This is a genomic window from Pseudonocardia bannensis (assembly GCF_012911875.1).
GTDB classification, from domain to species: Bacteria; Actinomycetota; Actinomycetes; order Mycobacteriales; family Pseudonocardiaceae; genus Pseudonocardia; species Pseudonocardia bannensis.
Map to the genome: position 1 here is coordinate 1 of NZ_JAAXKZ010000211.1, position 5,018 is coordinate 5,018.

The following is a 5,018-nucleotide window of genomic DNA, read 5'->3' on the forward strand; positions in this document are numbered from 1 at the left end:
CCCCGAACCCACCCGCCACCAGGATCTTCAGCGGGACGGGGGCCGGGCCGCCGGTGGCCTCAGCGGGCACGCAGACCTGCCAGCAGCTGTTCGAGCACGTCGGCGCCGGGTCGTCCGTCGTCGGTCGGGGGCGCGGTGTGCACCGTGAGGCAACCGGCGTCGGCGAGGTCGCTGACGAGGACCCGCGCGACGCCCACGGGTACCTCGAGCACGGCGCCGATCTCCACCAGGCACACCGGCCGCTCGGCGAGCTCGAGAATCATCCGGTACTCCATCTGCAGGTCGGTCGCCCAGTCGGCCCTGCCGGTGGTGCTCACCATCGCCTCGATGGGCAGCTCACGGCCCGTCGAGCGGGTGCGGCCGCCGGTGACCGCGTACACCGGTACGACGCGGCCCGCGTCGGCGAGGTGGTCGCTCACGGCCCCGGCCGTCCTGCCGCGACACGCGCCGCGGGGGTCAGGGCATGCCCCACCCGGGCAGCGACCATGGTCATCTCGTAACCGACGAGGCCGATGTCGCACTCCTGGCCTGTGAACACGGCGAGCGTGGCGCCCCGGCTGATCGCGGTGACGAACAGGTAGCCGCGCGACATCTCCAGGATCGTCTGGGTGACCGGCCCCGCGTCGAGCAGATGCGCGGTTCCCCGTGCCAGGCTGACCAGGCCGGACGCGGCGGCCGACAACTGGTCGGCGAGGGCGCCCGGCATGCCGGGCGACGCGGCCAGTCGCAGGCCGTCGCCGGAGACGACCAGAGCGTGTACCACCCCCGGAGTGGTCTTCAGGAAGTCGACGAGCAGCCAGTCCAGTCCGTTGCCCGGCGCGGTCTCCGACCTCATGACCCACCACCGTCGGTCTCGACCACGGCCTTGGCCGCCTGCCGGCTGGCCTGGTAGCGCGACAGCGCGTCGACCACGGTGTTCCTGGGGTGGGGAGCCTCCTCTTCGGCGGGCTCCGGAGCGGGCAGCCGCAGTTCGGGGGTCAGATGGGTCTGCGGCACCCGGCGACGCAGGGTCGGGCCCGCACCTGGCTCCGCGCCGCCCGCCGGGCCGGCGCCGCCGGCTCCGGGAACCGGATCGGGCGCGGGATCCGGGGCGGCATCGCGCGCCGGGCCGAGCGGCGACGGCGAGTCCGGCGCCGCACCCGGCCCCTGCCCGTGCGCCGACTCCCACGCCGACGGCGCGAGCGGGGCCGTCAACTCGTCGAGCCCGGGGTCCGTCCGGTCGCCGTCGTTCACCACCGCCGGGGCCCCGCCCTGCGGCGGCCCCGAGAACCCGTCGCCGGGGGCCCCGACGGCCACCGGCTCCCGGATCAGCGCCCGGGCCGGTTGCGGCTCCGCGGCGTGCGCGCCGCCGAGGCCGTGCTTGCGTGGGCGCAGCGACACCGCCGCCGGAGCCGGAGTGGCGAGCGAATGGGCGGCGTGCCGGGACTCGAACAGCTCGGGCGGCAGTACGACCAGCACGGTCAGCCCGGAGCCGGGGGTGGCGCTCAGCGTCACCTGGATCCCGTGCCGGGCGGCGAGCCGGGCCACGACGTGCAACCCGAGGCGCTGCGCGACGGACAGGTCGATCTCGGGCGGGTGAGCGAGGAGGTCATCGGCGGCCGCCCGCTCCTGCGGCGGCATCCCGATCCCCCAGTCCTCGATCGTGACCAGCTGCCCGCCCTCGTGGAGCCGGTCCGTCCGGGTCCGGATCGTCACCGCGGTGTCCGGCGGGGAGAACCGGACCGCGTTCTCGGTCAGCTCGGCGAGCAGATGGGTCAGGTCGGCGACGACACGCCCGGACACGGCGGGGCGCTCGTCGACGGAGAAGACCACCCGGTCCAGGTCCTCGGTCTCCGCGATGGCCGCGCGCACCACGTCGCGCAGCGGTACCGGCTCCCGCCAGACGCGCGCCGGTTGCTCCCCCGAGAGGACCAGCAGGCTCTCCGCGTTGCGCCGCACCCGGGTCGCCAGGTGGTCGAGACGGAACAGCTCGGACAACGCATCCGGGTCCTGCTCGGACTCCTCCAGCTGGTTGATGATGTCCAGTTGCCGGTAGACCATGCCCTGGTTGCGCCGGGCGAGGTTGAGCAGCAGGTCGGAGGTGAACTGCCGCCGGCCGATCTCGGAGTCCGCGAGCTTCCGGTCCAGCTCCTTCTTCTCGTTCTGCTGGTCCTCGGTGATCCTCCAGAACACCATCACCCCGATGCAGGCGGCCACCACCGCGGAACCGTGGAGAAACGCCCACAACCAGGGTTTCGCCTGCGCCGCGGGATGGTTGAAGATCAGATCCGGCCGGAGCTCGGCGCCGACACCGCGCATGACCACCATCAGCAGGGTGAAGACGAAGAACGGCACCCAGTCCTGATAGAGCGCGATGAAACCGACGATGACGAAGAAATGGAAATGGGCCTCGATCGCGCCGCGGCTGAACGCGACCAGCACGGTCGTGGCGTACACCAGTCCCGTCGTCACCATGACCGACGCCAGCCGCCGCTGGGTCCCGAGCACGTGACCCAGCACCAGGAACACCGCCGCGGGGAGCGTTGCGACCAGCACGATGTCCAGCGGGTTCCGCAGGGCCGCGCCGAAGATCGCCAGTGCGGGCAGGTGCAGGGCGAGCAACCACTCCAGCAGGCGGTGGCGCCGTTGCCAGTCCCTGTCGTCGAGGGTGTTGCCGCGGGGCAGGTGGTCGAACAGTGCCTTCCCCATCGTCATCGGTCGCGCCATTCTCCGACACCTCGATGAATCGGCTACCCCGAACGGCACGACGGGCGCGACAGAAGGCGTGCCCGCAGCGGCGATTCGTCGTCACGGATGGTCGGTGATCAGTTCTCGCCCGGATACGCAGCCCGGCGGGGTGCCCGGCCGCCGCGGGCTCAAACCACGAACCCATGTGGTGGACGCTGACCGCGGCCCGGCCCCCGGCGCGTCGTAAGGTCTGGCGTCGTGCACGTCGTGCTGGCCTCCGCCTCCCCCGCCCGGCTCTCCGTCCTCCGCTCGGCCGGACTCGACCCCCTCGTCGAGGTGTCCGACGTCGACGAGGAGGCGCTGCTGGCCGCGGTTCCGGACGCCTCGCCGGGCGAGAAGGTGACCCGCCTGGCCGGGGCCAAGGCCACCACGGTCGCCCGTCGCATCGCCGACACCCGCCCCGACGCGGTGGTGATCGGCTGCGACTCGATGCTGCACATCGACGGCGAGCTCGTCGGGAAGCCGGTGGACGCCGACCAGGCGCGCAAGCGCTGGCGAGCCATGGCCGGCGGCACCGGCGAGCTGGTGACCGGGCACGCGGTGCTGCGCCTGGCCGACGGCGAGATCGACCGGGTCGCCGAGGGGCACGCCGTCACCACCGTCCGCTTCGGCGAGCCGACGGAGGACGAGCTGGAGGCCTACGTCGCCAGCGGCGAGCCGATGGCCGTCGCCGGCGCATTCACTCTGGACGGGCTGAGTGGCTGGTTCGTCGAGGGGATCGACGGCGACCCGTCGAACGTGATCGGGATCAGCCTCCCGCTGACCCGCCGGCTGCTCGCCGGGGTGGGGGTGCCGGTGACCACGCTGTGGTCACCGGCCTCCGGCCGCCCCTAGCTGCACACCTGGTCGTGTGGCAGGGCTGACCCTCACAACTGGGACGGCACGGCGGTGCGGGCCAACGCGTGCTCGACGAGCGTGATGAGCGTGGTCAGACCGGACTCGGGCCGCCGGGCGTCCATCCGCACGAGCGGGCAGTCGGGCGGGAGCGCCAACGCGTCGCGGACGGTGTCGTCGTCGAAGTCGTCGGAGCCGGGGAAACCGTTGACCGCGACCACGAACGGGAGCCGCCGGTTCTCGAAGTAGTCGATCGCCGGGAAGCAGTCGTCGACCCGCCGCAGGTCCACCAGCACCACGGCGCCCACGCACCCGCGGGCGAGCTCGTCCCACATGAACCAGAACCGCGACTGCCCCGGCGTGCCGAACAGGTAGAGGATCAGCGAGTCGTCGACGGTGATCCGGCCGAAGTCCATCGCGACCGTGGTGGTCCGCTTCTCCGGTACCGGGCCGAGGTCGTCCACGCCGATCGACGCCGACGTCATCTCCTGCTCGGTCAGCAGCGGCGGGATCTCCGACAGCGACCGCACCAGGGTGGTCTTACCGACTCCGAAACCGCCCGCGACCAGTACCTTGAGCGGGATCAGCGCCTGATCCGAGTCACCGCGCACGTAGTCCATCAAGCAGTCTCTCCAAGATCTCCGGGCCAGGCCCGCCGTTCGTGGTCGCCGAGGGCGGCAGGTGCACGGCCAGATAGCCGGCGTCGGCGAGGTCGCCGACCAGCACCCGGGCCACTCCAACCGGAACGCCCAGGGTCGCGCCGATCTCGACCACCGAGATCGGCGCCGCAGCCAGCTCGACGATGGTGCGGTACTCAAGTTCGAGGTCGGCGGCTCTCCCACCCGCGTCGGTCACGGTGATCAGCGCCTCCACCGGCATCTCCCGGCCGGTCGAGCGGGTCCGGCCGCCGGTGACCGCATACACCGGGACGACCCGGCCGCCCGACGAGCGACCGCCGGCCGACCAGTCGGCGTGCCGGCCGTCGCCGGGTTCCTCCGCCACCACCGCCACTAACCCCCGGTGGTGGTGCGGGGTGCAGGGTTCAGCGCATGCCCGACCCGGGAGGCCAGCATCGTCATCTCGTAGCCGATCAGACCGATGTCGCAGCGGCGCTCCGCGTACACCGCGAGGGTGGCACCCTGACCGACCGCCGTGACGAACAGATAGCCACCGGCCATCTCCAGGATGGTCTGGGTCAGCGCCCCGGCGCCGAGCAGGTGTGCGGTTCCCCGGGCGAGGCTGACCAGCCCGGACGCCGCTGCGGACAGCTGGTCACCGAGCGCGACATCGACGCCGGGGGAGGTGGCCAGCCGTAACCCGTCACCGGAGACGGCTTCCCAATGATCTTGTCAAGTCGTGACCGGGGCGGCCTGGTAGGGGCGTTGGTCGCGCAGCATCGCCCAGAGCACGTTGACTCGCCGTCGGGCGAGGGCGAGGACTGCGTGGGTGTGTCGTTT

Annotated in this window: 6 protein-coding genes and 1 pseudogene; 1 reads left to right on the top strand and 6 read right to left on the bottom strand. The window is 72.4% G+C overall.

The features are described 5' to 3' along the window. Positions 1-59: 59 nt before the first annotated feature. The 3 genes from HF519_RS29290 to HF519_RS29300 are packed head-to-tail and all read right to left on the bottom strand — an operon-like array spanning position 60 to position 2,706. Positions 60-419, bottom strand: coding sequence for a DUF742 domain-containing protein (locus tag HF519_RS29290; RefSeq protein WP_169416208.1), 360 nt, complete (start codon positions 417-419; stop codon positions 60-62). After that, positions 416-835 carry a roadblock/LC7 domain-containing protein gene (locus HF519_RS29295; RefSeq protein WP_169416209.1) on the bottom strand — a complete coding sequence of 140 codons (420 nt, stop codon included), beginning with the start codon at positions 833-835 and terminating at the stop codon, positions 416-418. The genes HF519_RS29290 and HF519_RS29295 overlap by 4 nt, the downstream gene beginning before the upstream one ends. After that, positions 832-2,706, bottom strand: a complete 1,875-nt coding sequence (locus tag HF519_RS29300) for a sensor histidine kinase (RefSeq protein WP_169416210.1) — start codon at positions 2,704-2,706, stop codon at positions 832-834. The genes HF519_RS29295 and HF519_RS29300 overlap by 4 nt, the downstream gene beginning before the upstream one ends. Before the next feature lie 219 nt (positions 2,707-2,925). On the opposite strand from HF519_RS29300, the gene HF519_RS29305 reads away from it, so the two are divergent. Further along, positions 2,926-3,561, top strand: a complete 636-nt coding sequence (locus tag HF519_RS29305) for a Maf family protein (protein WP_169416211.1) — start codon at positions 2,926-2,928, stop codon at positions 3,559-3,561. A gap of 32 nt (positions 3,562-3,593) precedes the next feature. Here the strand turns inward: HF519_RS29305 and HF519_RS29310 are convergent, their stop codons facing one another. The 3 genes and pseudogenes from HF519_RS29310 to HF519_RS29320 all read right to left on the bottom strand — a co-directional run. Next, positions 3,594-4,181, bottom strand: coding sequence for a GTP-binding protein (locus HF519_RS29310; RefSeq protein ID WP_169416212.1), 588 nt, complete (start codon positions 4,179-4,181; stop codon positions 3,594-3,596). Then, the gene (locus HF519_RS29315) at positions 4,162-4,566 is read right to left on the bottom strand and encodes a DUF742 domain-containing protein (RefSeq protein WP_211170755.1); all 405 of its coding nucleotides are present in this window, start codon (positions 4,564-4,566) and stop codon (positions 4,162-4,164) included. Before HF519_RS29315 ends, HF519_RS29310 begins: the two co-directional genes overlap by 20 nt. Before the next feature lie 5 nt (positions 4,567-4,571). After that, positions 4,572-4,880: pseudogene (locus HF519_RS29320) on the bottom strand (roadblock/LC7 domain-containing protein); the annotation flags it as partial. Positions 4,881-5,018: the final 138 nt, after the last annotated feature.